Annotated in this window: 29 protein-coding genes; 17 read left to right on the top strand and 12 right to left on the bottom strand. The window is 72.0% G+C overall.

The features are described from left to right. Nucleotides 1–57: 57 nt before the first annotated feature. Nucleotides 58–720, top strand: coding sequence for a potassium channel family protein (locus AC3YNX_RS11285; protein WP_127783304.1), 663 nt, complete (start codon nt 58–60; stop codon nt 718–720). Between the two features lie 57 nt (nt 721–777). Next, nucleotides 778–1434, top strand: coding sequence for a potassium channel family protein (locus AC3YNX_RS11280; RefSeq protein WP_127783306.1), 657 nt, complete (start codon nt 778–780; stop codon nt 1432–1434). 15 nt (nt 1435–1449) lie between these two features. Here AC3YNX_RS11280 and AC3YNX_RS11275 read toward each other — a convergent pair whose 3' ends face one another. Beyond that, entirely contained in the window at nt 1450–2127 is a 678-nt protein-coding gene (locus AC3YNX_RS11275) for a DUF3159 domain-containing protein (RefSeq protein ID WP_489995535.1), read from the bottom strand. Between the two features lie 49 nt (nt 2128–2176). After that, entirely contained in the window at nt 2177–2554 is a 378-nt protein-coding gene (locus AC3YNX_RS11270; protein ID WP_127783310.1) for an OB-fold nucleic acid binding domain-containing protein, read from the bottom strand. A 113-nt stretch (nt 2555–2667) separates the two neighbouring features. Here AC3YNX_RS11270 and AC3YNX_RS11265 point away from each other — a divergent pair, with 113 nt between their 5' ends. Continuing rightward, nucleotides 2668–3408 (top strand): alpha/beta hydrolase, encoded by a 741-nt coding sequence (locus tag AC3YNX_RS11265; protein WP_489995534.1) that lies wholly within the window; start codon nt 2668–2670, stop codon nt 3406–3408. Here AC3YNX_RS11265 and AC3YNX_RS11260 read toward each other — a convergent pair. After that, nucleotides 3405–4133, bottom strand: a complete 729-nt coding sequence (locus AC3YNX_RS11260) for a DUF3710 domain-containing protein (RefSeq protein ID WP_489995926.1) — start codon at nt 4131–4133, stop codon at nt 3405–3407. The genes AC3YNX_RS11265 and AC3YNX_RS11260 overlap by 4 nt on opposite strands. Nucleotides 4134–4135: 2 nt before the next feature. Continuing rightward, complete coding sequence (gene dut, locus AC3YNX_RS11255; RefSeq protein WP_127783314.1) at nt 4136–4666, bottom strand: dUTP diphosphatase; 531 nt, start codon at nt 4664–4666, stop codon at nt 4136–4138. Here dut and AC3YNX_RS11250 point away from each other — a divergent pair. Beyond that, nucleotides 4665–5180, top strand: a complete 516-nt coding sequence (locus AC3YNX_RS11250; RefSeq protein ID WP_127783316.1) for a DUF3093 domain-containing protein — start codon at nt 4665–4667, stop codon at nt 5178–5180. The two genes, dut and AC3YNX_RS11250, sit on opposite strands and share 2 nt — an antisense overlap. A gap of 100 nt (nt 5181–5280) precedes the next feature. Here the strand turns inward: AC3YNX_RS11250 and AC3YNX_RS11245 are convergent, their stop codons facing one another. Further along, entirely contained in the window at nt 5281–5583 is a 303-nt protein-coding gene (locus AC3YNX_RS11245; protein WP_127783318.1) for a DUF4193 domain-containing protein, read from the bottom strand. Nucleotides 5584–5977: 394 nt separating this feature from the next. On the opposite strand from AC3YNX_RS11245, the gene AC3YNX_RS11240 reads away from it, so the two are divergent. Together AC3YNX_RS11240 and cei are read left to right on the top strand one after the other, a co-directional pair. Continuing rightward, nucleotides 5978–7105, top strand: a complete 1128-nt coding sequence (locus AC3YNX_RS11240) for a phosphotransferase family protein (RefSeq protein ID WP_489995533.1) — start codon at nt 5978–5980, stop codon at nt 7103–7105. Between the two features lie 200 nt (nt 7106–7305). Then, nucleotides 7306–8007, top strand: coding sequence for an envelope integrity protein Cei (cei, locus tag AC3YNX_RS11235; RefSeq protein WP_489982952.1), 702 nt, complete (start codon nt 7306–7308; stop codon nt 8005–8007). Between the two features lie 12 nt (nt 8008–8019). Here cei and AC3YNX_RS11230 read toward each other — a convergent pair whose 3' ends face one another. Further along, the gene (locus AC3YNX_RS11230; RefSeq protein WP_489995532.1) at nt 8020–8862 is read right to left on the bottom strand and encodes an inositol monophosphatase family protein; all 843 of its coding nucleotides are present in this window, start codon (nt 8860–8862) and stop codon (nt 8020–8022) included. Between the two features lie 117 nt (nt 8863–8979). Here AC3YNX_RS11230 and ppgK point away from each other — a divergent pair, with 117 nt between their 5' ends. From ppgK to lpdA, 3 genes are all read left to right on the top strand, one after another. Beyond that, nucleotides 8980–9765, top strand: a complete 786-nt coding sequence (gene ppgK / locus AC3YNX_RS11225; RefSeq protein ID WP_489995531.1) for a polyphosphate--glucose phosphotransferase — start codon at nt 8980–8982, stop codon at nt 9763–9765. Nucleotides 9766–9898: 133 nt separating this feature from the next. Further along, nucleotides 9899–11287, top strand: coding sequence for an RNA polymerase sigma factor (locus AC3YNX_RS11220; RefSeq protein WP_489982950.1), 1389 nt, complete (start codon nt 9899–9901; stop codon nt 11285–11287). Between the two features lie 177 nt (nt 11288–11464). Continuing rightward, the gene (gene lpdA / locus AC3YNX_RS11215) at nt 11465–12868 is read left to right on the top strand and encodes a dihydrolipoyl dehydrogenase (protein ID WP_127783328.1); all 1404 of its coding nucleotides are present in this window, start codon (nt 11465–11467) and stop codon (nt 12866–12868) included. Between the two features lie 90 nt (nt 12869–12958). Here the strand turns inward: lpdA and AC3YNX_RS11210 are convergent, their stop codons facing one another. Both AC3YNX_RS11210 and AC3YNX_RS11205 read right to left on the bottom strand, forming a co-directional pair. Beyond that, on the bottom strand, nt 12959–13312 hold the full coding sequence (locus AC3YNX_RS11210; RefSeq protein ID WP_164860632.1) for a DUF952 domain-containing protein: 354 nt from the start codon (nt 13310–13312) through the stop codon (nt 12959–12961). After that, entirely contained in the window at nt 13313–14377 is a 1065-nt protein-coding gene (locus AC3YNX_RS11205; RefSeq protein WP_489995530.1) for a glutathione S-transferase family protein, read from the bottom strand. It lies immediately after the preceding gene. A 402-nt stretch (nt 14378–14779) separates the two neighbouring features. Here AC3YNX_RS11205 and AC3YNX_RS11200 point away from each other — a divergent pair, with 402 nt between their 5' ends. Continuing rightward, entirely contained in the window at nt 14780–14971 is a 192-nt protein-coding gene (locus tag AC3YNX_RS11200; protein WP_127783332.1) for a DUF7455 domain-containing protein, read from the top strand. Nucleotides 14972–15065: 94 nt separating this feature from the next. Here the strand turns inward: AC3YNX_RS11200 and AC3YNX_RS11195 are convergent, their stop codons facing one another. Both AC3YNX_RS11195 and AC3YNX_RS11190 read right to left on the bottom strand, forming a co-directional pair. Continuing rightward, a complete protein-coding gene (locus AC3YNX_RS11195; protein WP_489982948.1) occupies nt 15066–15365 on the bottom strand; it encodes a DUF1540 domain-containing protein in 300 nt (99 codons plus the stop codon). Between the two features lie 124 nt (nt 15366–15489). After that, nucleotides 15490–17220, bottom strand: coding sequence for a DEAD/DEAH box helicase (locus AC3YNX_RS11190; protein WP_127784812.1), 1731 nt, complete (start codon nt 17218–17220; stop codon nt 15490–15492). A gap of 228 nt (nt 17221–17448) precedes the next feature. Between AC3YNX_RS11190 and AC3YNX_RS11185 the strand changes: the two genes are divergently transcribed. Next, entirely contained in the window at nt 17449–18741 is a 1293-nt protein-coding gene (locus tag AC3YNX_RS11185; protein ID WP_489982947.1) for a YihY/virulence factor BrkB family protein, read from the top strand. Here the strand turns inward: AC3YNX_RS11185 and AC3YNX_RS11180 are convergent. Both AC3YNX_RS11180 and AC3YNX_RS11175 read right to left on the bottom strand, forming a co-directional pair. Next, a complete protein-coding gene (locus AC3YNX_RS11180; protein WP_127784813.1) occupies nt 18708–18950 on the bottom strand; it encodes a DUF3039 domain-containing protein in 243 nt (80 codons plus the stop codon). The genes AC3YNX_RS11185 and AC3YNX_RS11180 overlap by 34 nt on opposite strands. Before the next feature lie 109 nt (nt 18951–19059). Then, entirely contained in the window at nt 19060–19413 is a 354-nt protein-coding gene (locus AC3YNX_RS11175) for a DUF3099 domain-containing protein (RefSeq protein WP_127783335.1), read from the bottom strand. 107 nt (nt 19414–19520) lie between these two features. Here AC3YNX_RS11175 and AC3YNX_RS11170 point away from each other — a divergent pair, with 107 nt between their 5' ends. The 6 genes from AC3YNX_RS11170 to dtd all read left to right on the top strand — a co-directional run bounded on the left by AC3YNX_RS11170 (nt 19521) and on the right by dtd (nt 26606). After that, nucleotides 19521–21071, top strand: coding sequence for a DUF7782 domain-containing protein (locus AC3YNX_RS11170; protein ID WP_489995529.1), 1551 nt, complete (start codon nt 19521–19523; stop codon nt 21069–21071). 136 nt (nt 21072–21207) lie between these two features. After that, nucleotides 21208–22464, top strand: coding sequence for an ABC transporter ATP-binding protein (locus tag AC3YNX_RS11165; RefSeq protein ID WP_127783337.1), 1257 nt, complete (start codon nt 21208–21210; stop codon nt 22462–22464). Continuing rightward, nucleotides 22461–23822, top strand: coding sequence for an ABC transporter substrate-binding protein (locus tag AC3YNX_RS11160; RefSeq protein ID WP_489982944.1), 1362 nt, complete (start codon nt 22461–22463; stop codon nt 23820–23822). Before AC3YNX_RS11165 ends, AC3YNX_RS11160 begins: the two co-directional genes overlap by 4 nt. Nucleotides 23823–23885: 63 nt before the next feature. Next, entirely contained in the window at nt 23886–25280 is a 1395-nt protein-coding gene (locus AC3YNX_RS11155) for a carbohydrate ABC transporter permease (protein WP_489995528.1), read from the top strand. After that, entirely contained in the window at nt 25277–26164 is an 888-nt protein-coding gene (locus AC3YNX_RS11150; RefSeq protein ID WP_127783340.1) for a carbohydrate ABC transporter permease, read from the top strand. The genes AC3YNX_RS11155 and AC3YNX_RS11150 overlap by 4 nt, the downstream gene beginning before the upstream one ends. A gap of 16 nt (nt 26165–26180) precedes the next feature. Further along, entirely contained in the window at nt 26181–26606 is a 426-nt protein-coding gene (dtd, locus tag AC3YNX_RS11145; protein WP_489995527.1) for a D-aminoacyl-tRNA deacylase, read from the top strand. Nucleotides 26607–26660 lie beyond the last annotated feature (54 nt).

Genomic DNA, 26660 nt, shown 5'->3' with positions numbered 1-26660 from the left:
AGCGGCTGGCTGTAGCGTTCGCTACTTCCGGGAGCCACCAGCTGGAGGTCAGCACAAGTGCACGTCGTCATCATGGGCTGTGGGCGCGTCGGGTCGTCGCTGGCGGCCGGGCTCGAGCGCCTCGGCCACGACGTCGCGGTGATCGACCGCGACGCCCTGTCCTTCCGTCGCCTCGGCGCCGACTTCGCCGGCCGACAGATCACCGGCATGGGCTTTGACCGGGACGTGCTCATCGCCGCCGGCATCGAGCGGGCCGGCGCCTTCGCCGCGGTCTCCAGCGGTGACAACTCCAACATCATCTCCGCCCGGGTGGCCCGGGAGAACTTCGGCGTGGAGCGGGTGGTGGCCCGGATCTACGACGCCAAGCGGGCCGCGGTGTACGAGCGGCTGGGCATCCCCACCGTCGCCACCGTGCCCTGGACCACCGACCGCTTCCTGCGCACCCTGATGCAGGACAGCAGCTCCACCGCCTGGCGTGATCCCTCCGGCACCGTCGCGGTGCTCGAGGTCACCCTGCACGAGGACTGGGCGGGCCGGCGCGTCACCGACCTGGAGCAGACCATCGGCGCCCGCGTCGCGTTCATCCTGCGCTTCGGCGTCGGTGTGCTGCCCGACCGGCGCACGGTGGTGCAGGCCGACGACCAGGTCTACGTGGCCGCGGTCGCCGGCACTGTCGCCGAGGCCTCGGTGCTCGCCGCCGCGCCGCCGCCGGAAGAGTGAGCGCATGACGAGCCAGCCGAGCACGGGCAGCCACGACCACCGACAGGAGCAGGACACATGAGGGTCGCCATCGCCGGAGCAGGCAAGGTGGGCCGCTCGATCGCCAGGGAGCTGGTGGAGAACGACCACGAGGTGATGCTCATCGAGCGCGACCTCTCCCACATCGACGGCAGCGCGGTCCCCGCCGCGGAGTGGGTGCACGCCGACGCCTGCGAGCTGGCTTCCCTGGAGGAGGCGGGGCTGCAGGACTGCGAGGTGGTCATCGCCACCACCGGTGACGACAAGGCCAACCTGGTGGTCAGCCTGCTGGCCAAGACGGAGTTCGCGGTCCGCCGTGTGGTGGCCCGCGTGAACGAGCCGCGCAACGAGTGGCTGTTCACCGAGGCCTGGGGCGTCGACGTGGCGGTCTCCACCCCGCGCATGCTGGCCGCGATGGTCGAGGAGGCGGTGTCCGTCGGCGATCTGGTGCGCCTGATGACGCTGCGCCAGGGCCAGGCCAACCTGGTGGAGGTGACGCTGCCGCTGGACACCCCGTTGGCGGGCAAGCCGGTGAGCAGCCTGCAGCTGCCCCGCGACGCCGCGCTGGTGACCGTGCTGCGCGGCGGCCGGGTGATCGTGCCGCTGCCCGACGACTCCTTCGAGGGCGGCGACGAGCTGCTGTTCGTGGCCTCGGTCGAGGTGGAGGACCAGATCCGCACCGCGCTCAAGCGCTGAGCGAGACCCGGGGCGTCAGTCTCGCTGCTGCGGCCCCGCGCTGGGCTGGCCCGGCGGCTCGGGGGGTGCCGGTGCGACCGGGGGCGTCCCAGCCTCGATGATGCGGTCGGCTCGGCGCACGCAGGCGAAGGTCACCAGCAGCGCCAGGCCGTACAGCGGCAGGCCCATGCCGATCCGCGCGGTGGCCAGCCAGCCCTCCTGGTCGTTGCCGTAGAGCCACTGCTGCACCACGAAGCGCGCTCCGAAGACCGCCACCCAGGCCAGCGTGGCCACGTCGTAGGCGCGGACCGCGCCCCGGTGCGCGCGCCAGGCCCAGCCGTGCCCGTTGAGGAACGACCACACCACGCCCACCAGCGGCCACCGCACCAGCACCGACAGCGCGAAGAGCGCTCCGTAGACCAGGCTCGTGTAGATGCCCAGCAGGAAGTAGCCCTTGGCCGTGCCGGTGCGGTGGGCGATGTAGGCGGCGATGGCCACGCCGAAGAGTCCGGAGATCGCCGGCTGGACGCCTTCCTTGCGCACCGCCCGCAGCACGGCGATGGCGGCCGCGGCCCCCACCGCCGACCAGATGGCCGGGGTCAGGCTCGTCAGCGAGTTCACGACGACGAAGACCACCACGGGCAGGCTGGAGGCGAGCACTCCGCTGGTGCCGCCCATCTGCTCCAGCAGGGTCTTCTGGACCGGCGACGTCACCGGCGGTGCCGGGGGCTCGGGAGGTGTGCGGGAACCAGCAGCTGGATCGCTACTGCCCACACTGCAGCTCGTAGTGCGGGTTGTAGAGCACCTTGGCGCCGTTGCGCTCGGCGAGGCGACCGCGCACCTGCACGGTGCGGCCCGCCTCGATGCCGGGAATGCGGCGGCGGCCGATCCACACCAGGGTGATGCCGTCGGTGCCGTCGAAGAGCTCGGCCTCCAGGCTGGCGTCGCACCCGGCCGGGCTGCCCTCGGTGCTGCGGAGGCGCCCGAGCACGGTGACCTCCTCGCCCCGCGAGCAGTCGCAGGCCCGGCGAGCGCCGGCGGCCTCCGAGGTCTGGGTGATCTCATGGGCGTCGAGCTCGGCGACGTCGGTGGTGAGGCGGCGGGCGAGCCGCCGGAAGTAGCCGGCCTCGGTGCTGGCCATGGGGCGCTCCGTTGCGCTTGAGGAGGTACCTGGGACGGTCCCAGGTGTTGGGCTTGGTGAGCCTAACGCTCCCTGTGTACACCGCGTAACCCCAACCGGGAAGGATCGGGTGCATGCCCGAAATCGGACACCGTCCCCAGCCCCGCGCGGTGCTGCTGCCCGGCACCGGCTCGGACGCCGACTTCGTCCGCCGGGCGTTCGGAAAAGCGCTCGCCGCCTGCGGGATCGACCTGGTGGCGGTCGAGCCCGACCCGGTCGACGTGGTGGCCAGCTACCGCGCAGCACTGGACGCTGCGACGCGGGACTGTCACGGAGCGCTACTTGTGGGGGGCGTCTCACTTGGCGCCACCGTGGCGGCAGGCTGGGCCCGGGAGCACCCAGGAGTCCTCAGTGGCCTGCTGGTCGCGCTGCCGGCGTGGCTGGGCGAGCCGGGTGACGCGCCCGCCGCGCTCAGTGCCCGCTTCTCCGCCCAGCGCCTGCGGGAGCACGGTCTGGAGGCGGTGCTGGCCGAGGTGCACGCCTCCACACCGCCGTGGCTGTCCGCGGAGCTGAGCCGCGCCTGGCGCCGGCAGTGGCCCGCTCTGCCCACGGCCATGGACCACGCTGCCAACGCTGTGGGGCCCACGGCGACGGAGCTGGCCGAGCTGGGTGTGCCGACGGGCGTGGCGGGCGCGGTGGACGACCCGGTGCACCCGCTCGCGGTGGCCCAGCAGTGGGTGGCCTGCGCCCCTGCGGCCGTGCTGGACACGGTGACGCTGGCCGAGCTGGGCGCCGACCCCGGGGTGCTGGGGACCGCGTGCGTGCGGGCCTGGCAGGCCGCCCGCGCGGTGTCGGCAGCGCGGGCCGTCCGCTAGCTGTTCTGGGGGGAGCTCGGCTGACCGGACGAGTCCGGAGCGTCCGACTCCTCACCAGCCGGTCCCTGGGCGCCAGCGTCCTGCTGGGCGCGGGCCGCCTCCAGCTGGTCGGCCAGCACGGTGGGCAGGCGCACCGGCAGCGGCGAGCGGACCGGCAGCGGCTCGGTGCCGCGCACCACCACGGTGTCCCGCAGCAGCGCACGGGCCACGTCGGCCAGCTCGGCCTGCTTCTCGTCCGGGCCGGCGGCGACGCAGCGCACCATCCAGCGCGGACCGTCCACGCCGATGAACCGCATGGTGGCGCCGGCGCCCACGCCGATCACCTCACGGCCCCAGTGGCCGTCCTCGAGGCGAACCTCGGCGCCGTCGTCCTTGAGGGACTGGGCCAGCTCGCCGAGCACCTCGCGCCACATGCCCTCGCTGCGCGGCGCGGCGAAGGCGGCGATGGTGATGCGGCCGACCTCGGTGAGCAGGTGCAGCGCCCGCAGGGTGCCGTCCTCCTCCATCTCCACCTGGATCTGGGCGCCCTCCAGCAGCGGCACCCGCACCGACCCCAGGTCGAGGCGACCGTCGGCCTCCGGCTCGGCGTCGACCTCGCTGCTGTCGTAGGGGCCGTCGGCGGGGATGTCCGCGTCGTCGTCCGCCTGCTCGGCCAGCAGGTCCTCGGGAATGTCGGTCACGGTGGCCTCCGCCTCGCTCGCCCGCTTGTTGCGCCGCCCAAACATCGTCACTGCCCCTCAGTCGTGGTGCTACCCAGTGTGCTCATGCCGGTGGAGCCGTGCCCACCAGCTCCGCGCTCGGTGTCAGCGAGCTCGTCCACCTCGACGAAGCTGACCTGCGCCACCCGCTGCACCAGCAGCTGGGCGACCCGGTCTCCGCGCTGCAGCTCGATCGTGGCGGAACGGTCGTGGTTGACCAGGCACACCTTGATCTCCCCGCGGTAGCCGGCGTCGATGGTGCCTGGTGCGTTGAGCACGCCCAGTCCCAGCCGGGCCGCCAGGCCGGAGCGGGGGTGCACCAGGCCCACGTAGCCGGGCGGCAGCGCCAGGGCCAGGCCGGTGCCCACCAGCACCCGCTCACCCGGCTCCAGCCGCACCTCGTCCAGGGTGCACAGGTCCACGCCGGCGTCGTCGGCGTGCGCCCGACGGGGCACCACCGCGTCCGGGTGCAGTCGCCGCAGCGCGACCTCGAGCTGCTCGGGAGCGGCATGGACGGCAGAGGGGGATGGCACGGCGGCCGAGACTACCCTGGGGACCATGGCCGAACCTGCATCACCAGCCAGCTCCACGACCGGAGCGGGCGCAACCACCCGCGGCGCCTACACCGAGCGGCTGTGGGTCCCGTGGTGGTGGTGGCCGCTGGGCATCTTCGTGGCCGCCCTGCTGGCCGCCGAGGTGCACATGGGCGCACCGGGAGTGCGTGCGTGGCTGCCCTACGTCGTGCTGGTGCCGTTCGCGGCCTGGACGCTGGTCCGCATGGGCTCGCTGCGGCTGTCGGTGCGCGACGGCGAGCTCCGGGTGGGCGACGCCCACATCCCGGTGTCGCTGATCGCCCGTGCGGCGCCGGTGCCGGCCACCGCCAAGCGCGCCGCCATGGGCCGTCAGCTCGACCCGGCGGCCTACGTGCAGCACCGCACCTGGGTGCCCACCATGGTGCTGCTGGTGCTGGACGACCCCGACGACCCGACGCCGTACTGGCTGGTCAGCACCCGCCACCCGGACCGCGTCATCGCCGCGCTGCAGGAGGCGGGCCTGGGCGCCGAGCGCGACTGAGCACACCCGCACGACAAGAGGGGGAGGCCTGCAGCTGCAGGCCTCCCCCCTCTGTCGTGCGCCGTCCCTCGGTGGTGCAGGGCGCGGGCGGCAGTGCGCCTCAGGCCGCGCAGTCGCGGCAGATCGGCATGCCCTTGCGCTCGCCGGCGAAGCGGCTGCGGTGGTGCACCAGGAAGCAGCTGGAGCAGGTGAACTCGTCCGCCTGCTTGGGCACCACCCGCACCGACAGCTCCTCACCGGAGAGGTCTGCGCCGGGAAGCTCGAAGGACTCCGCGGTGTCGGTCTCGTCGACGTCGACGGCCGAGGACTGCGCCTCGTTGCGTCGCGCCTTGAGCTCCTCGAGCGAGTCCTCGGATATGTCGTCGGACTCCGTGCGTCGTGGAGCGTCGTAGTCTTGTGCCATCTTTGTTCCCCTGTCCTGCCTGTCTCTCGTGCTGCCCGTGTGTTGCCCGGCCGTGCTGGTGGTGCGCCCGCTGGGGAGTTGGTGCCCGGTGCGGTGGTGTCCTGAGCTGGTCTCGCGAAGCTGACACCTCAGAGCAGGCTCGTCACCTGTTCGGCGTTCGCCAGGTGTGGCTGCTCAACGTTCAGGTGCCCTTCCTTGTGCCCGGCCGCCAGTGTGATCTACGTCACGCTTTCCGCGTGCTCGGGGAAGACATCGTGGCGGGCGGAGCGGCTGGACCATAGCCGACGAACCTGAACGGCAGGTGAGATGTGCCCGATTCCCGGCCAGAAGAGCCTGTGTTTCGTGGCACACCCGGTTCCCGGCGGTGGGCGGGGCGCGGTTGTACGGTGCGCGGATGAGCAGCGAGCAGACCGCCCAGCCCCGTCCGCCGGCCGTGGACACCGTGCGCGAGGGCGCTCCCCCGGAGGTGGTCGGACCCTGGCTCGCCCAGCAGCTGGACGACCCGCGGTGGGCCACCTGCGACGTCACGCCCATCGGCGACGGCCGCTCCAACCTCACCTTCGGCGTGCACAGCCCGGCCGGCTCGGTGGTGCTGCGGCGGCCGCCGCTGGGCTCGGTGGCCGCCACCGCGCACGACATGGGCCGGGAGCGCACCGTCCTCACCGCGCTGGCCGGAACCGCCGTGCCCGTCCCCCAGGTGCTGGCCGGGCAGCGCGAGGCCGACCTGCTCGGCGCCCCCTTCTACGTGATGGAGCTGGTCGAGGGCACCGTGCCCACCGGCGCCGAGGGCGACGCCTGGGCTGATCGGCCGGGCGTCCGCGCGCGGGCGGGTGCGGCGATGGTGAACTGCCTGGCCGAGCTGCACAGCATCGACCCGTCCTCGGTCGGGCTGGCCGAGTTCGGCCGGCCGGAGGGCTTCATGGCCCGGCAGCTGCGCCGCTGGAGCACCCAGTGGGAGACCTGGCGCGACGGGCTGGCCGCCGCCTCGGGCAGCGACAGCCCCCGCCCGGAGCTCACCCGGCTCGCCGAGCGCCTCAGCGTCGCGGTGCCCACCTCGGCCGGCGCCAGCATCGTGCACGGCGACTACCGGCTGGAGAACATGATCTTCGCCCCCGAGGACCCCGCCCAGGTCCGCGCGGTGCTGGACTGGGAGATGTCCACCCTGGGGGATCCGCTGTCCGACCTGGGGCTGATGTTCATCTACTGGCACCAGGCCGAGGAGCAGGACGTGTGGCGCGCGGCCCAGGTGCTGCCCAGCGTCACCCGGCTGCCCGGCTTCCCCACCCGCATCGAGCTGCTGCACCACTACGCGCACCGGCGCGACCTCGACCCGCAGGCCCTGGAGCAGGACATCCAGTTCTACGTGGCGTTCGGCGCCTTCAAGCTGGCGGTGGTGCTGGCCGGCGTGGCCGCCCGCGCCAACGCCGGCGCGGCCGACGCCCGCACCGCCGCCGGCATCCTCACCGCCCTGGACCCGCTGGTGGCGCTGGGCCACCACGTCCTCGACCACGGCGTCCGCTAGACACGCCCGGACGGGCCCGCGCCGGGACACTGCGCCGGCCCGCGCCCGCGGCCACCTAGTCTGGTCGCGGGAACCGCGGGTACCTGGCCCTGCGCCGGCACCGGGCGGACCCTTCACCTGGCCGTGGCGGGGGCAGCGCTGCTCAGCAGCGGTCTGTCGCAGCAGCCCTCACGCGGCGGAACGAAAGGGCAGGACACGCGGTGGTTTCGCTGAGCACGGGAAGTCGGTCGCCGGGCGGCCCTCCGGGAGCGCACGACGGGTACCAACGTCGTCGCCCCCTGCCGGCCGTTGCGCTGCTCGTCGTGCTGAGCGTGCTGGTGCTGGTGGTGTGGGTGCAGGTGCTCACCCAGAGCAGCACGGCGGCGGACACCTCGGTCTGCCCCGAGCCCACCCCCGCCGGGGACAACGCCGGCATCGAGGTGGGTGTGCCGCAGACCGAGCAGGGCACCAAGATCACCTCGGCCGACCTGGCCGCGGCTCCCCCGTCCGCGCCCCAGGCCGCCCAGGTGCGGGTGCTCAACGCCAACGGCCAGCGCGGGCAGGCCTCGCTGGTGGCCGCGCAGCTGGCCCAGCTCGGCTTCACCCCGGCGCCGGACATGGCCTCCGGCAACGACACGGTGTTCACCGCGCAGGACATGCGCTGCCAGGCCCAGGTCCGCTTCGGCGAGGCCGGCAAGCCGGCGGCACGCACCCTGCAGCTGCTGGTGCCCTGCGCCGAGCTGGTGCAGGACGACCGCAAGGACCAGACGGTCGACCTGGCGCTGGGCACGGTGTTCAGCTCGCTCAGCTCCGACGCCGACGTGACCGCGGCGCTGACGGCGCTGTCCAAGCACGCCGCCGACCCGCAGACCCCGGCGCCGGACTCCACCGAGCTGGCCCAGGCCCTCTCGGTCAGCTGCTGAGACCAGCCCCGGTCAGGGCATCGGGCCGCTCCAGGCCCGCTCGACCAGGGTCAGCACTGCCGCGGACACGCCCGGGGCCGCCGCGAAGGTGAGCTCGCCGTGGCTGCCGGGGGCGGTGGCCGGGGGCGGGCGCACGTCCGCGCCGGCCTCGGCGGCGATCAGCACCCCCGCCCCCCAGTCCCACGGGCTCAGCCCGTGCTCGTAGTAGGCGTCCAGCCAGCCCGCCGCCACCGCACACAGGTCCAGCGCCGCCGAACCCACCCGGCGCACGTCGCGCACCTGCGGCAGCAGCTCGGCCACCACCGCGCCCTGGGTGACGCGGCGCCTGGCCTGGTAGCCGAACCCGGTGGCCACCAGGGCCAGCGCGGGGTCGGTCACGTCGTTGCAGCGCAGCGGCTGGCCGTCCAGGGTCGCGCCGGCCCCCAGCGCCGCGGAGAACACCCGCCCGCTGCCCACCTCCACCACCGCGCCGGCGATGCTCTGCCCGTCGCGCTGCACCGCCACCGACACCGCGTAGAAGGGCAGCCCGTAGAGGAAGTTCACGGTTCCGTCGATGGGGTCGATCAGCCAGCGCAGACCGTCGACGGCTGCGTCCCCGCCCTCCTCCTCGCCCAGCACCGCGTCCCCGGGTCGCAGCCGCCCCAGCTCGGACCGGATGAGCTGTTCGGACTCGGTGTCAGCCAGCGTGACCGGGTCGGTGCCGGAGGTCTTGGTGCGCACCGTCCCACTGCCGAGCACCTCGGCACGGCGGCGGGCCACCAGCTCGGCGGCGGCGGTGGCGACCTGGACGGCGACCTCGCGGAGCTCGACCCCCAGCGGATCGGGGCGCTGGGATCCGGCGGTGGGGTGAGTCATGCCGCCATCGCAGCACACTGCGGCCCAGCGCGCCCTGACCTGGCACCTCGTGGTGCGGGCGACGTCGGGCCCGGCACGAACTAGGGTCAGGGCGACCACACCTGCACCGAGGAGCCGATGACGATGACGACCACCACGGCGGACGTGCCCGCGGACCAACGGGCTTTCGGTATCGACGTCGGCGGCACCGGCATCAAGGGCGGCATCGTCGACCTGTCGACCGGCGCGCTGATCGGGGAGCGGCTCAAGATCGCCACCCCCCAGCCCGCCACGCCAGCCGCGGTGGCGGAGACCGCCGCGGAGCTGACCCGCCGGTTCGAGTGGGACGGCCCGGTGGGGCTCACCCTGCCGTCGGTGGTCAAGGACGGTGTCGCGCTGACGGCAGCCAACATCGACAAGGCGTGGATCGGCACGGACGCCCGCGCACTGTTCAGCGAGGCGCTGGGCGGGCGAGCGGTGCGGGTGCTCAACGACGCCGACGCCGCCGGGCTGGCGGAGTACCACTACGGCGCGGGCAAGGACGTCAGCGGGCTGGTGATCCTGCTGACCTTCGGCACCGGCATCGGATCGGCGATCATCCACGACGGGGTGCTGCTGCCCAACACCGAGTTCGGGCACATGGAGCTCGACGGCGACGACGCCGAGCACTCCGCGGCCGCGTCGGTGCGAGACGAGCGTCACCTGAGCTGGGACGAGTGGACCCCCTACGTCTCGCGGTTCCTGCGCAAGATGGAGGACCTGTTCTGGCCCGACCTGTTCATCGCCGGCGGCGGGGTGAGCCGCAAGGGCCACAAGTGGATCCCCCTGCTCGACAACCGCACGAACGTGGTGCCCGCGACCTTGAAGAACACCGCGGGCATCGTGGGCGCGGCGATGGCGGTTGCGGCGGACCTCCCAAACTGACCGGAGCGGGTAACCAGCCAGGAGTCGCTACAATGGGTTGATGTCTGCGGCCGACGCCGGGACACACCCACATGACCTCTCCGCCGAAAGCACCTCGGCGTGACGCCGCACGAACAGTCGCGAAAGGGCATACGTGGCAGCCACAAACACCCGTCAGACCGCAGCGGAGACGAGCGCGGCTGAGCCGACCGCCGTCAAGGCACCCGCGAAGAAGGCGGCCCGCAGCACGGCTGCCTCGAAGCCCGCGGCGACCGCCAAGGCTGCGGCCGGCGCCAAGGCTGCGGCCGGCGCCAAGGCTGCGGCCGGCGCCAAGGCCCCCGCCAAGCGGACCGCCAAGGCCAAGGCCACCGCCGAGAAGCAGGCCGACGCCGGACCCAAGGTCGTCGACCTGGCCGCCGGTCGCTCCGCCGACCTGCCGGACAGCGACGTCGCCCCGGAGAACGACGTCGTCGAGGTGCTCGCCGTCGGCGCTGCCGGTGACGACGACAAGGACGAGGTGGACCTCGAGCCGTCTGCGGCCGACAAGGCCTCCGGCGACTTCGTCTGGGACGAGGAGGAGTCCGAGGCCCTGCGCCAGGCGCGCAAGGACGCCGAGCTCACCGCCTCGGCCGACTCCGTCCGCGCCTACCTCAAGCAGATCGGCAAGGTCGCCCTCCTCAACGCCGAGGAGGAGGTCGAGCTGGCCAAGCGCATCGAGGCCGGCCTGTTCGCCGTCGAGCGCATGCGCCTCATCGCCGAGAAGGGCGAGAAGCTCCCCGTCGCCCAGCGCCGTGACCTGTCCTGGGTGATCCGGGACGGCAACCGCGCCAAGAACCACCTGCTCGAGGCCAACCTCCGCCTGGTGGTCTCGCTGGCCAAGCGCTACACCGGTCGCGGCATGGCGTTCCTGGACCTCATCCAGGAGGGCAACCTCGGCCTGATCCGCGCGGTGGAGAAGTTCGACTACACCAAGGGCTACAAGTTCTCCACCTACGCCACCTGGTGGATCCGCCAGGCCATCACCCGCGCCATGGCCGACCAGGCTCGCACCATCCGCATCCCGGTGCACATGGTCGAGGTCATCAACAAGCTCGGGCGCATCCAGCGCGAGCTCCTGCAGGACCTGGGCCGCGAGCCCACTCCGGAGGAGCTGGCCAAGGAGATGGACATCACCCCGGAGAAGGTGCTGGAGATCCAGCAGTACGCCCGGGAGCCCATCAGCCTCGACCAGACCATCGGTGACGAGGGCGACAGCCAGCTCGGTGACTTCATCGAGGACTCCGAGGCCGTGGTGGCCGTGGACGCCGTCAGCTTCACGCTGCTGCAGGACCAGCTCCAGTCGGTGCTGGCCACCCTCAGCGAGCGCGAGGCGGGAGTGGTGCGGCTGCGCTTCGGCCTGACCGACGGCCAGCCCCGCACCCTGGACGAGATCGGCCAGGTCTACGGCGTGACGCGTGAGCGCATCCGCCAGATCGAGTCCAAGACCATGTCCAAGCTGCGCCACCCCTCCCGCTCCCAGGTGTTGCGCGACTACCTGGACTAGCCCCCTAGGGGCGTCTGCAAGTACCACCCAGCGCGCCCCACCCGGTCTGCACCCGCTACCAACCGTCGTCCGCGTCCCGCGGGCGGCGGTTGGCTGCGTGTGGGGGCAGATCGCCCGCGCCAGCCGTGCACCGGGGACCCCGGTCGCCGCCGCGGCCCGCCGCCATAGGATGGGCCCATGCCTCATTTCGACGTTGTAGTCCTTGGTGCCGGTCCCGGCGGGTACGTGGCGGCCATCCGCGCCGCCCAGCTCGGCAAGAGCGTGGCCGTGATCGAGGAGAAGTACTGGGGAGGGGTCTGCCTCAACGTGGGCTGCATCCCCTCCAAGGCGTTGCTGCGCAACGCTGAGCTGGCCCACCTGGTCACCAAGGAGGCCAAGACCTTCGGCATCAGCGGCGAGGTCTCCTTCGACTACGGCGTCGCCTTCGACCGCAGCCGCAGCGTCGCCGACGGCCGCGTCAAGGGCGTCCACTTCCTGATGAAGAAGAACAAGATCACCGAGCTGGACGGCATCGGTCGCTTCACCGACAAGAAGACCATCGAGGTGGAGCTGTCCAAGGGCGGCACCGAGACGGTCACCTTCGACGACGTGATCATCGCCACCGGCGCCTCCACCAAGCTGCTCCCCGGGACGTCGCTGTCCGAGCGCGTGGTCACCTACGAGGAGCAGATCACCAACCGCGACCTGCCCGGCAGCGTGATCATCGCCGGCGCCGGGGCCATCGGTGTGGAGTTCGCCTACGTGCTGTCCAACTACGGCGTGAAGGTCACCGTGGTGGAGTTCCTCGACCGGCTGCTGCCGCTGGAGGACGTGGACGTGTCCAAGGAGCTGGGCAAGCGCTACCGCAAGCTCGGCGTCGAGGTGCTCACCTCCACCCGGGTGGAGAAGATCGACGACTCCGGCGACCAGGTGACGGTCACCGTCACCGACAGCAAGGGCACCCGCGACCTGCAGGCCGACAAGGTCATCCAGGCCATCGGCTTCCAGCCTCGGGTAGAGGGCTACGGCCTGGACACGCTCGGCGTCAAGCTCACCGAGCGCGGCGCCATCGAGATCGACGACTACATGCGCACCAACGTCGAGCACGTGTACGCCATCGGCGACGTCACCGCCAAGCTGATGCTCGCCCACGTCGCCGAGGCCCAGGGCGTGGTGGCCGCGGAGACCATCGCCGAGGCCGAGACCATGACGCTGGAGTACCCGATGATGCCGCGGGCCACCTTCTGCCAGCCGCAGGTGGCCAGCTTCGGCTACACCGAGGCGCAGGCCCGCGAGATGGCCGACCAGAAGGGCTGGAAGGTCAAGGTCGCCCAGTTCCCCTTCACCGCCAACGGCAAGGCCCACGGCCTCGCGGAGCCCAACGGCTTCGTCAAGGTGATCGCCGACGAGACCTACGGCGAGCTGCTGGGTGCGCACCTGATCGGACCCGAGGTCACCGAGCTGCTGCCCGAGCTGACCCTGGCGCAGAAGTGGGACCTCACCGCTGCCGAGCTGGCCCGCAACGTGCACGCGCACCCGACGCTCAGCGAGGCGCTGCAGGAGACCTTCCACGGCCTCACCGGGCACATGATCAACTTCTGAGCTCCGCTCGCCACGCAGCAGGCGGCGCACCCGGATGGGTGCGCCGCCTGCTGCGTCTGCAGGGAACGCCGGCCGGGACAGGACCCGCGGCTACGGCTCGGCCGGCTCAGGGGCGCCGAAGCGCCCGTCGGGGCCCGGCCGGTACGCGAGGACCCCGACCACCGCCGAGACCGGCAGCGGGGCGTACAGGTGCGGGAAGCGCATCGACTCGGGGTCACCCGGCACCCCCGGCTCCCAGCGCACCTCACCGGTGAGCCGCTGGGGGTCCACCCGCAGCAGCAGCACGTCCGCTCGTCCGGCGAAGAGCCGGTTCGCCGGCAGCGCCACCTGCTCGGGGGTGGACAGGTGCACGAACGGGCCAGGGTGGGCAGGGATCTCCCCCACCTGCTGGGCACGCACCCAGTCGTCCTCGAGCACCAGGTGCAGCAGCTCGCGCTCGGCCACCTAGTCGGCCCCGTGCCCGGGTGCGATCTCCTCGCCGGCGCGCACCGGTCCGGGCGGCGTGCCGTCGCCGAAGGGCCGCCCGCCCAGCTCCTCGCGGTGGTGGGCGGTGAGCCAGCCGCGCAGGTCCGGGCCCTGCGGCACGACCTGGGTGGGGTTGAGGTCGGTGTGCACCACGTAGTAGTGCTGCTTGATCTGCACGAAGTCGACGGTGTCGCCGAAGCCCGGTGTCTGGAACAGGTCCCGGGCGTAGCCCCACAGCGCCGGCATCTCGCTGAGCTTCTGCCGGTTGGCCTTGAAGTGCCCGTGGTAGACGGGGTCGAAGCGCGCCAGGGTGGTGAACAGCCGGACGTCGGCCTCGGTGATGGTGTCGCCGACGAGGTAGCGCTGCCCGCTCAGGCGCTCCTCCAGCCAGTCCAGCGCCGTCCACAGCCGGTCGTAGGCCTGGTCGTAGGCCTCCTGCGAGCCGGCGAAGCCGCACCGGTACACCCCGTTGTTGACCTCGGTGAACACCCGCTTGTTCACCTCGGCCAGCTCGTCCAGGTGCTCCTGGGGCAGCAGGTCGGGGGCGCCGTCGCGGTGGAAGTCGCTCCACTCGGTGGAGAAGTCCTCGGTGATCTGCGGGTAGTCGTTGGTGACCACCTTGCCGGTGGGCACGTCCACGATGGCAGGCACGGTGATGCCCCGCGCGTAGTCCGGGAACCGCGCGAAGTAGGCCTCCTGCAGGCGCTCGATGCCCAGCACCGGGTCCTTCCCGCCGGGGTCGAGGTCGAAGCGCCAGCTGCGCTTGTCGTGCGTGGGTCCGGGCAGCGCCAGGGAGATCGCGTCCTCCAGGCCCAGCAGCCGCCGCACGATGACGGTGCGGTTGGCCCACGGGCACGCCCGGGCGGCGACCAGCCGGTAGCGCCCGGCCTCCACCGGGTAGCCGTCGCGGCCGTCCCGGGTGATGCGCGTCTGGATGTAGGCGGTGTCGCGGGTGAACTCCTTGCCGCCCGTGACGTAGGCGCCGGCCGTGCTGTGCTCGTCCCTGGTGTCCCGGTCGTGCTCGCTGGACACGGTCTCGCTCATGGCCTGCTCCTGTGCTGGTCGCCGGAGGTGGCCGCCGCGTCGGCAGCCCCCTGTACCGCGAACCTACCGGTGCCGGCTGTCGGCCTGCGGGGGCGTCCGGAGGTTGCGCTGAGAGCGAAACGCGCACGCGTGCGCGAGCCCCTCGACGGACCACAGGTTGGTGGTCTCGGCCCCCTGACGGCGCTCCGACCTGGGGTTTTGCCCCCGCCGGACAGTGGGACCCCGGTAGGGCGTGCGACCGGCCACAACACGACGAGCGGGGGAACAGAACACGTCGGCCGAACGTCTGACAGAGTGCAAGGACATCAGAACGACTGTCACGAGCTTCCACGGGTGGCTACTGGTGGTTTGCAGCGAGCACACTAGGGCGTCTGCGCGAGCGGGCGTCAGGACGGAGGACACATGACCGGGACCTTGACGATCCCCGAGATCACCGCCACCGACCGGTGCGACCGGTGCGGTGCGGGCGCACGTGTCCGCGTGATGCTGCCCTCGGGCGGCGAGCTTCTCTTCTGCGGGCACCACGGTCACGAGCACGAGGCGCGTCTGCGCGACATGGACGCGACCATCGTGGAGGGAGCTCCGGTCTCCTGACCAGAGCCTGAACCAGCAGGGGCACCCACCGACGCGGTGGGTGCCCCTGCTGCTGTCTGCGGACCCGCTTCCCTGGTAGGCCGGCGGGCGCGGGCTAGGCCGGCTCGTAGGTGAGGCAGCTGGCCATGTCAGCGCCGCCCTCGGCGCCGATGCGCACGGCGTCGGCGCTGCACTCCAGGTTGCTGTTGTGCGTGCAGTCCACGCGTTGGCAGGCACCCACCTGGGCCTGGGCCCGCGGCAGCCCGCCCTTGGTGGTCAGCGGGATGAAGGTGCCGCAGTCGGCGGTGCCGTTCTGCCCGTGGACGTTGATGGCAAAGGCGTGACACCCGTGCTCGTTGTAGGAACAGCTGCTGACCGTGCAGTCGGCGACCTGGGGCATCTCGAGCGTGGCCATGGGAACCTCCGAGCGGAGAACGTCGGGTGAGCGTGCGACCTCCTCGACGGTAGCCACGCCCACCGTCGCCCACCAGCAAGGTGAGCCTCCCCTGACCAGCAGGTTCACTCCACCCGGAGTGCAGCTACCACTTGCGCAGCAAGGCGATCCGCTCGTTCAGCTGCTCCACGGTGGCCATCGCGGTGGGCGGCCCGCCGCACTTCTCCCGCAGGTCGCGGTGGATCACCCCGTGCGGCTGCCCGGTGCGGTGGTTGCGCATCGCCACCAGCGTGTTCAGCTCGCGGCGCAGCGCGGCCAGCTTGGCGGCGGTGTCAGCGGTGCGCACCGGCGCCGGGGCGGGTGCGGCCGGCTCGGGCGCGCGGCTGTCGAGCTGCTCGCTCTGCCGCTTGCGCAGCAGGTCGCGCATCTGGGTGGGGTCCAGCAGGCCCGGCAGCCCCAGGTAGTCGGCCTCCTCGTCGCTGCCGGAGAACGCCGCGGTCCCAAAGCTGGAGCCGTCGTAGATCACCTGGTCCAGCTCGGCGTCGGCGCCCAGGGAGGTGAAGGACTGCTCCTCCTCCCCCGGCTCGTCCTGCTGCTTGTTGGCCTGGGCGAGCAGCTGGTCGTCCAGCCCCTCCGGCTCGCGGTGCGGCTTGCCCAGCACGTGGTCGCGCTGCGCCTCCAGCTGGCTGGCCAGGTCCAGCAGCACGGGCACCGAGGGCAGGAAGACGCTGGCGGTCTCCCCCTTGCGGCGCGAGCGCACGAAGCGGCCGATGGCCTGGGCGAAGTACAGCGGCGTGGCCGCGGACGTCGCGTAGACGCCGACGGCCAGGCGGGGGACGTCCACGCCCTCGCTCACCATCCGCACGGCGACCATCCACCGCTCGTTGCTCTGCGCGAAGGAGGAGATGCGCGCCGAGGACCCCGGGTCGTCGGAGAGCACCAGGGCGGGAGCCACGCCGGTGATGGCGGTGAGCAGCTCGGCGTAGGCGCGGGCCATGGTCTGGTCGGTGGCAATCACCAGCCCGCCGGCGTCCTCCATGCCGCCGGCGCGCAGCTGGCCCAACCGGGTGTCGGCGGCGTGCAGCACCGCCGGGATCCAGTCGCCGCCGGGGTCCAGCGCAGTGCGCCAGGCCCGGGCCGTCTGCTCGGCGGTGAGCGGCTCGCCCAGTCGCGCGGTGAACTCCTCGCCGGCACTGGTGCGCCAGCGGGCCTCGCCGGAGTACGCCAGGAACACCACCGGGCGCACCACGCCGTCCTTGAGCGCGTCGGCGTAGCCGTAGGTGTGGTCGGCCTTGGACCGGTCGAAGCCGTCCGGGCCGGGCTCGTAGGTGACGAACGGGATGGGGCTGTCGTCGCTGCGGAACGGCGTACCGGTCAGCGCCAGGCGCCGGGTGGCGGGGTCGAAGGCCTCCCGCACCGCGTCGCCCCAGCTCTTGGCGTCGCCGCCGTGGTGGATCTCGTCCAGGATCACCAGGGTGCGCCGGCTGTCGGTGCGGGCGCGGTGCTTGAAGGGGTGCGCGGCCACCTGGGCGTAGGTCACCACCACGCCCTGGTAGTCGCCCGACGTCTGCCCGGTGGAGTTGCTGAAGCGGGAGTCCAGGGCGATGCCGGCCATCCCGGCGGCCGCGGCCCACTGGTGCTTGAGGTGCTCGGTGGGCGCGACCACGGTCACCTGGTCGATGGTGCGGTCGCGCAGCAGCTCGCTGGCCACCCGCAGCCCGAAGGTCGTCTTTCCGGCGCCCGGGGTGGCCACGGCCAGGAAGTCCTGCGGCTTGGTGGCCAGGTAGCGCGACAGCGCGCGTCGCTGCCAGGCACGCAGCGGCGCCGCCTTGGGCTGCACGTCAACGACGTCACCTACGTCATCGGCATCCAGCACGGTGACAACCAACTCCCTCACGATCACGACATGAATTCCCGGCGCGGTCCGCGCTGCGCAGCAGCACCCGGCGCCGTGCAGAGGGTAGTCGTCGACCGGCAGTGGTCCCCGTCACGACGCCCGTGCCCGCGGTGATCGTGGCGCGGGTCGTGCCTGCAGCGGTCCGGCGGGCGACACGACGGTGCGTAACCGGCCAACCGCGGTGCGGTAGTGAATCCTGGGGGGATCATGGACTCCCCCACCAGCCGGCCCAGCGACCTGTCGGTGCGTCCCGCCGCGCGCGGACCGCACCGGCTGCTGTGGCGAACCGTGACGAAGGCGTGGGGCGACTCGATCTTCGGCCGCGCCGCACAGGCGGCCTTCTGGCAGACGCTGTCGCTGCCGCCGCTGCTGCTGGGCCTGCTCGGCTCCATCGGCTACATCGGTGGCTGGTTCGGCCCCGACACCGTCGAGGTGGTGCAGTCCAAGATCCTCACGTTCTGCCGCAGCACGTTCAGCCCGTCGGTGGTGGACCAGATCATCGCCCCGACCGTGAGCGACGTCCTGCTGCGCGGCCGTGCCGACATCGTGTCGCTGGGCTTCCTGCTGTCGCTGTGGGCAGGGTCCTCGGCGGTCTCCTCGTTCGTGGACTCCATCGTGCTGGCCCACAACCAGCACAACGAGCGCAACCCCGTGTGGCAGCGGATCTTCGCGCTGCTGCTCTACGTGGTGGCGCTGGTGCTGGCGGTGTTCACCGTGCCGCTGCTGGCCCTGGGGCCCGGCCTGGTGTCGGAGCGGGTGCCCGAGACGTGGCGGCAGACCACCGAGACGCTCATCCAGTCGGTCTACTACCCGACGGTCGGGGTGATCGCCCTGATCGCGCTGGCCACGCTGTACAAGTTCGCGCTGCCGCGCTCGCTGCCGTGGCACCGGATGATCCCCGGCGCGATCTTCGCCGGGGCGTTCTTCCTGGCCGCCGCGGCGGGGCTGCGGATGTACTTCAGCTGGGTGACCAGCACCGGCTACACCTACGGCGCGCTGGCCAGTCCCATCGCGTTCCTGCTGTTCACGTTCTTCCTGGGCTTCGCGGTGGTGCTGGGCGCGGAGTTCAACGCCACCGTGCAGGAGTTCTGGCCGGCCAAGGCCACCCGTCTGGACCAGATGCGCGAGCGCATCCAGCTGCGGGGCCGCTCCGACGACGGTGACGGCCCCGAGGAGGACGGCCCCGAGGAGGACGTCACGGCGGAGGACAGCACGGCCGGTCCGGGAACCCACGTGTCGGTTCCGACAGACGGTGCCTCGCCAGTGCCCGAGCCCAGCGACACGGCCCGAGTCCGCGCGGCAGGCGGCGGTCCGGCTGCCACTGCGTCGTCCCGGGTGCGCGTCGCCGGCCGAGGCGGCGCCCCCACCGCCGCCCGCGACGCGACCACCAGCACGCTGGGGCGGCTGGGCACGCGCATCACCACGCCGCGCACCCTCAGCTTCACGCCCTCAGGCGTGCCGAGAGCTCAGTCGTCGCCGCCGGGACGCAGGCCCTCGTAGACCTTCTTGCAGTCCGGGCACACCGGGGAGCCCGGCTTGGCCGACCGCGTGACCGGGAAGACCTCGCCGCAGAGAGCCACCACGTGGGTGCCCATGACGGCGCTCTCCGCGATCTTGTTCTTCTTGACGTAGTGGAAGACCTTGGGCGTGTCGTCGCCGGTCGTCTCGCGCTCGCGGGTGTCCGGCGCGACCGTGGTCTGCGTGGACAGGGTGGGGTTCAGGGTCTGGGTGCTCACAGCGACCATGATGCCGCACCCAGGCACCAGCGTCACCCCTCGGTCAGGCGTCGCGCACGCCCCGTCCCGCCGTGGCTGGAGCTCAGCCCTCGATGACGTCGCGACGGGCGGGCTCGATGGCCGGACGGTCGCTGCCGTCACCGTAGCGGTAGTGGTTCAGGTACTCCTGCTTCTGCGCCGGACCGTCGTTGGCGATGAGCACGGCCATCCACGGCAGCGGCACCGAGATGAGGATGACCGCCAGGGGCAGCCAGGGATTCTCGAAGATGGAGTACAGGACCGCGGCGATGACCAGGGCCGGGATGCGGAAGGCCATCATGATCGCGTACTTGCGGACGCGGGCCTTGTGCTGCTCGTCGTAGGAGCGCTGTGCGGCGGTGATGAGCACCGCGTCGTCGCGGCCACCGCCTCGTCCGGCAAATCCGTGTTCGGCCATTGGTTCAGTGTCCCACCGCGCCGAGAAGATCGCACCCGTCAGGGGCATCACAGCACCGGCCCCGGGGCGGGCCGCGCTCCTCGGGGCGCGCTGAGCACAATGCGCCCATGAGTGATGCCCGCCCGAGCGCTGCCCCCGTCCCGGACCTGGTGCCCCTGTGCGCCGACCTGCGCACCGCGTTCCTGCGCGCCGGCTTCCACACCGACGGCGTGCTGGCGCTGCTGGGCGCGGACGTCAACGCTGCCCTCGGCCGCAACGAGGCGGTGCCGGTGCGCCGGGTGCTGGACCGCCAGGGCTCCACCGATCCCGGCGGGCAGTCCCTGGCCACGCTGGTGCGGCTGTTCCTGCTCGGCGACACCTGCCCCGAGCCGGCGGCCGCGGCGGCGCTGGCGCCGCTGGACCTCGACGCCGCCGTGGCCGGCGGGCTGCTGCAGCGCCACGGAGGTGCGGTGCGCGCGGCGCTGGACGTGCGGCCGCTGGACACCGGGGCGGGCACCCGCTGGGTGGTGTCGGACCTGGACGCGGACCGGGGTGAGCTGGCTGGGGACCGGGAGTACGTGCCGGGGGTGGGGCAGGCCTCGGTGTCGCTGCTGCAGGCCATCCCCGCGCTGGCACCGGCCACCGCGCTGGACCTGGGCACCGGCTGCGGGGTGCAGGCCCTGCAGGTGGGCGAGCACGCCGGTGCCGTGACCGCGACCGACGTCAGCCCGCGCGCCCTGGCCATGGCCGCGGCCACCTTTGCCCTGAACCAGGTGTCGGTGGAGCTGTTGGCCGGGTCGTGGTTCGAGCCGGTGGCCGGGCGCCGCTTCGACCAGGTGGTGGCCAACCCGCCGTTCGTGGTGGGCCCCGCCGAGGTGCACAGCGTCTACCGCGACTCCGGGCTCGACCTCGACGGCGCCAGCGAGCTGGTGATCCGTGGCATCCCCGAGCACCTCAACCTCGGGGGCACCGCCACCTTGCTGGCGTCGTGGGTGCACGTGCGCGGGCAGGACTGGCGACAGCGGGTGGCGTCGTGGCTGCCTGAGCACGGCATCGACGCCTGGGTGGTGCAGCGCGACGTCGCCGAGCCCGCCCTCTACGTGAGCACCTGGCTGCGCGACGGCGGGCTGGACCCGCGCACCGGCGAGGGCGCCCGCCGCTACGACGCCTGGCTGGAGCACCTGGAGCGCTCCGAGGTCACCGGCATCGGGTTCGGGTACGTGACGCTGCGGGCCACCGATACGCCGTCGGACGTGCTCGCCGAGGACCTGCTGCACCCGTTCACCGACCCGCTGGGCCCCGAGGCGCAGGCGTACCTGGCCCGGGTGGCGTGGCTGCGTGAGCACGACCTGCTCGACGCGCAGCTGGCCGTGGCGCCCGGGGTGGTGCTGCAGCGGGTGGCTGTCGCCGCCAATGAAGGATGGAAGCCCTTGGTGGCCAGGGTGACTCGCACCGACGGTCCGCGCTGGGAGCACGAGGTGGACGAGCTCGCGGTCTCGCTGCTGGCGGGGCTGCGCCCGGACGGGCTTCCGCTCGGGGAGCTGGTGGGGATGTTGGAGCTGGCTCACGGCGAGGACGAGGGTGCGCTGACCGGCCCCGCCACCGCCCTGGTGCACGACCTGCTGCGACACGGCCTGGTGCTCCCGGCGGACCTGGCTGGCGACACACCGACCCGGTGATGGTGGTGATCATCTGCGGCGCGCCGTTGTAGCGTGAGCCGCCTTACGCCCGGCTCAGTCAACGTCGACGAGCGCTCTGCGCGTCTCGGCGACAGCTGTGCCCGGCACCATTGACTTGATCGTCAGGAGCTGCGGAATGGCTGGGCTCACCCTGTCGGGGATCGGCAAGGTCTACGACGACGGCACCCGTGCGGTGCGCGACCTCACCATCGACATCGCCGACGGCGAGCTGATCGTCTTCGTCGGCCCCTCCGGCTGTGGCAAGACCACGGCGCTGCGGATGGTCGCCGGTCTGGAGAACATCAGCGAGGGCGAGCTGCGCATCGGCGACCGGGTGGTGAACTCGGTGCCGCCGCGCGACCGCGACGTCGCCATGGTCTTCCAGTCCTACGCGCTGTACCCGCACCTGTCGGTGCGCGACAACATCGCGTTCGGCCTGAAGCTGCGCAAGATGCCCAAGGCGGAGATCCGCAAGCGGGTGGAGGAGGCGGCTCGGGTCCTCGACCTCACCGACTACCTCGACCGCAAGCCGCGCAACCTCTCCGGTGGCCAGCGCCAGCGGGTGGCCATGGGCCGGGCGATCGTGCGCGAGCCCCAGGTGTTCCTGATGGACGAGCCGCTGTCCAACCTCGACGCCAAGCTCCGGGTGCAGATGCGCACCGAGATCGCGCGGCTGCAGCGCGACCTGGCCGTGACCACCATCTACGTCACCCACGACCAGACCGAGGCGATGACGCTGGGCCACCGGGTGGCGGTCATGCGCAAGGGCGAGCTGCAGCAGATCGCCCCGCCCCAGGAGCTCTACGACCGCCCCCGCAACATCTTCGTGGCCGGCTTCATCGGCTCCCCCGCGATGAACCTGCTGATGGGCACCCTCTCCCGAGGTGCCGACGACGCGCTGCAGCTGCAGCTGGGCTCGCAGTCGCTGCCGCTGCCCGCCTCGGTGCTCGCCGCGCGACCGGCGCTGGCCGAGCACGTGGACCGCAAGGTGGTGGTGGGCGTGCGGCCGGAGGACCTGGACGACGCGTCGCTGCGCCCCGGTGCCGACGAGGCGACCCTGCAGGTGGTGGCCGAGCTCATCGAGCCGCTGGGCTCGGACCTGGTGGTGCACCTGGGCCTGGACGCGGAGTCCGCGGCCACCGTCGCCGACCTCGCGGACCTGGCCGACCTCGACGAGCTGCCCGGTGGGGACTCCTCCGTGGGCCGCGACGGTGCAACCGCCACCATGGTCGCCCGGTTCAACCCTCGCAGCGACGTCAGCGTCGGCACACCGGTCACGGTGCGCGTCGACACCGAGCGCCTGCACTTCTTCGACCCGAGCAGCGGACTCGGAATCTGGGCAGCCGAGCCCGACCCCGGACCCGGCGCCGACACTAGGGAGGAAATCGCATGAGATCGCACCGCAAGAGATTCCTGGCGCTGGGAGCGCTCGTCACCGGGGCTGCGCTGCTCGCCGCCTGCTCGTCGAGCCAGGAGTCCTCCTCCAGCTCGTCGTCGGCCAGCCCCACCACGTCCTCCAGCGCCTCGGCGCTGCCGCAGCTCAACGGCCAGGAGTTCGCCATCCTGGGCCCCTGGACCAAGGACGAGCAGGTCACCTTCCAGAAGGTGATCGACGACTTCAACGCCAAGACCGGCGCCAAGGGCACCTACACCTCCGGTGGCGACGACGTGCCGACCATCCTGGGGACCAAGGTCGCCGGTGGCGCCCCGCCGGACGTCGCGGTGATCGCCTCCCCCGGCACGGTGGAGAAGTTCGCCAAGGAGGGCAAGCTCAAGCCCGCCAACCCGCAGGTGCAGGCGGCCGTGGCCGCCAACTACAGCCCGCTGTGGACCGAGCTGGGCAGCGTCGACGGCAAGCTCTACAGCGTCTACGCCGACGCCTCCAACAAGTCCACCTTCTGGTACTCCACCAAGGCCTTCGAGACCGCGGGCGTCACCGACGAGCCGAAGACCTGGGACGACCTGGTGAAGACCGCCCAGACGCTGGCCGACTCCGGCGTCCAGGTGCCGATCGCCGTCGCCGGTGGAGACGGCTGGACCCTGACCGACTGGTTCGAGAACGTCTACATCCGCACCGCGGGCCTGGACAGCTACGACAAGCTGACCAAGCACGAGATCCCGTGGACCGACCCGTCGGTGACCAAGGCGCTGGAGACCCTGAAGAAGATCTGGGGCAACAAGGCGCTGGTCGGTGACCCGGCCACCGCGCTGCAGACCAGCTTCACCCAGTCGGTGGCCAACACCTTCAAGAACGACGCCCCCTCGGCCATGGTCTACGAGGCCAGCTTCGTGGCCACCCAGATCGGCCAGGAGGTGCCCACCGCCAAGGTCGGCACCGACGCCAAGTTCTTCCCGTTCCCCGAGATCGACGGCTCCCCGCAGTCGGTCGTCGGTGGCGGTGACGCGGTGGTGGCCTTCACCGACAACCCCGCCGCGCAGGCGTTCCTGCAGTACATGGCCTCCACCGACGCCGCCAAGCTCATGGTGTCCAGCGAGGGCAGTGGCTTCGCCTCGGCCAACAAGACGCTGCAGGCGTCGGACTACCCGAACGAGACCCTGGCCAAGGTCGGGGCGGACATCGTCGCCGCCGGTGACAAGTTCCGCTTCGACATGTCCGACCAGACGCCCTCGGCGTTCGGCGGCACCAAGGGCCAGGGGCAGTGGAAGGCCCTGCAGGACTTCCTCGGCAACGGTGACGTCGCCGCCGCCCAGGCCCAGCTGGAGTCGGCCGCCAAGGCCGCCTACAAGTAGCTCCTTCCCGCTGCCGGTGATCCAGCCGGCAGGACATCCGATCACGAGGCAGGACGAGCACCGATGAGCCAGGACGCAGGGACGACGAGCGCTGACGTGCTCGTCAGGGCGGAACCAGACGTCGTCCCTGCGTCCCGGTCTCGGGGCGCAGGGCGCGGCAAGCGGGCGCACCCGCCCGGCGAGGGGCGCTGGCTGGCCTACGCGTTCCTGGGGCCGGCGCTGGTGCTGCTCGCCGCAGTCCTGCTCTACCCGATCGGCTACTCCCTGGCCCGCAGCTTCTTCAGCGACGCCGGCAGCGGCTGGGGCGACTGGGTGGGGCTGGACAACTACACGGCCCTGTTCACCAACCCGGACAACTTCACCGCGGTCAAGAACAACATCATCTGGATCGTGGTGGCGCCCACGGTGGTCACCATCGTGGGCCTGCTCTTCGCGGTGCTCAGCGAGCGGGTCCGCTGGGGGACCGCGTTCAAGCTCATCCTGTTCATGCCCATGGCCATCTCGTTCCTGGCCTCGGGCATCACCTTCCAGATGATCTACTCCGACCAGCCCACCCGTGGGCTGGCCAACGCGGTCGCGGTGGGCGTGCACGACACGTTCAGCCCGGCCGCCTCCTACCCCACCGTCAAGCCTCGCCCGGTCGCCGGGCTCGAGGGCGCGGAGGGAAGCGACTACACCTCCACCGCCGCCGTCGCCGCCGGCACCCCGGTGCTGCTGCCGATGGTGGGGCTGCCGGTGGCCAACCCACCCGCCGACGCGGCCCCGGCCGCACCGGCCCCGAACGGCGCGGGCCTGCACGGCACGGTGTGGAACGACTTCGCCGCCGGCGGTGGCGGCACCGTGGGCAGCATCGACTCCGGCGAGCTGGGCCTGCCGGGCCTGGAGATCCAGGCCGTCCGCGACGGCGCAGTGGTGGAGACCGCCACCGTCAGCGCCGACGGCACCTTCTCCTTCCCCTCCCTCACCGAGGGCAGCTACCAGCTGCGCCTGCCGGCCAGCAACTTCGCCGCGCCCTACGGTGGGCTGAACTGGCTGGGGCCCGACCTCATCACCCCGGCCATCCTCATCGCCTACCTGTGGGTGTGGGCCGGCTTCGCCATGGTCCTCATCGCCTCCGGGCTGGCCGCCATCCCCCGCGACGTGCTCGAGGCCGCCCGGATCGACGGCGCCACCGAGTGGCAGGTGTTCCGCCGGGTCACCGCGCCGCTGCTGGCCCCGGTGCTGATGGTGGTGTTCGTGACGCTGGTGATCAACGTGCTCAAGATCTTCGACCTGGTCTACGTGATGACCCAGGGCACCGGCAGCGGTCCGGCCGCCACCGTGCTCGCCGTGCAGATGTACAACCTGTACGCCAACGGCAGCTACGGCAGCTCCAGCGCCATCGGCATCGCGCTGGTGCTGCTGGTGCTGCCCGCCATGCTGTTCAACATCCGCCGGTTCCGAACGGAGCAGAGTTGACCACCGCAGGCACCGACCTCGTCACCGGCCGCGGGCGCACGCTGCCCCAGCGCATCGTCGCCCGGCTCACCAGCGGCACGGCCACCATCGTGCTGGTCGTCATCGCGCTGGTCTGGCTGCTGCCCACCTTCGGGCTGCTGGTCCAGTCGGTGCGCAACAAGGAGTTCTACTCCTCTGGCGGGTGGTGGCAGGCGCTGCTGCACCCCGCCCAGCTCACCGCCGACAACTACTCGGCGCTGCTGTCCACCTCGGCGATCACCGACTCCTTCCTGAACACCGTCAAGATCACCGTCCCGTCCACCCTGCTGGTGGTGCTCATCGGCGCCCTGGCCGGCTACGCCTTCGCGTGGCTGGAGTTCCCCGGGCGCGACTGGCTGTTCATCGCCGTCATCGCGCTGCTGGTGGTGCCCATCCAGGTGGCGCTGATCCCGGTGGTCAAGCTGTTCAGCACGGTGGGCATCTACGGCTCGGTCACCGGCCTGGTGGTCTTCCACGTGGCGTTCGGCCTGCCGTTCGCCATCTTCCTGTTCCGCAACTACTTCGCCGGCATCCCCAAGGACCTGCTGGAGGCGGCGCGGATGGACGGCGCCGGCGAGCTGCGCATCTTCCTCACGGTGATCCTGCCGCTGGGCCTGCCGGCCATCGCCTCGCTGGCCATCTTCCAGTTCCTCTGGGTGTGGAACGACCTGCTGGTGGCGCTGGTGTTCTCCGACTCCTCCACCCAGCCGCTCACCGTGGCGCTGTCCTCCCAGATGCGGGCATTCGGCGCCAGCATCGACATCCTGGCCCCCGGCGCGTTCCTGTCGCTCATCGTCCCGCTCGGGGTGTTCTTCGCCTTCCAGCGGTACTTCGTGCAGGGCGTGATGGCGGGCTCGGTCAAGTAGCCGGGCGGGACCAGGAGTGCGCGCCGTCATCTCCCGGGTGAGCAGCGCCTCGGTCACCGTGGACGGCGAGCTGGTGGCGGAGCTGACGGGCCCGGGGCTGCTGGTGCTGCTGGCCGTCGCCCGGGACGACCAGCCCGCGGCAGCGGCCACCATGGCCCGCAAGATCGCCGAGCTGCGCCTGCTGCGCGAGGAGCGCTCGGTGGCCGACACCGGCGCCGGGGTGCTGGTGGTCAGCCAGTTCACCCTCTACGGCGACACCCGCAAGGGCCGGCGCCCGTCCTGGTCAGCCGCGGCCGCCCCCGAGCACGCCACCGCGCTGATCCAGCGGGTGCTCGCCGAGCTGGCCCAGCGCGGGGTGCCCGCCGCCACGGGTCGATTCGGCGCCGACATGGCGGTGGCGTCGGTCAACGACGGCCCGTTCACGGTGCTGGTCGACTGCTGAGGCGCGCTCGCCCACCGCCGGCAAAGATCGTCCGCGTGCCGCGGTGCGTCTCAC

It is taken from the genome of Rhodococcus sp. Z13_19A, assembly GCF_058133575.1.
This window is presented reverse-complemented; position numbering and strand designations above follow the sequence as displayed.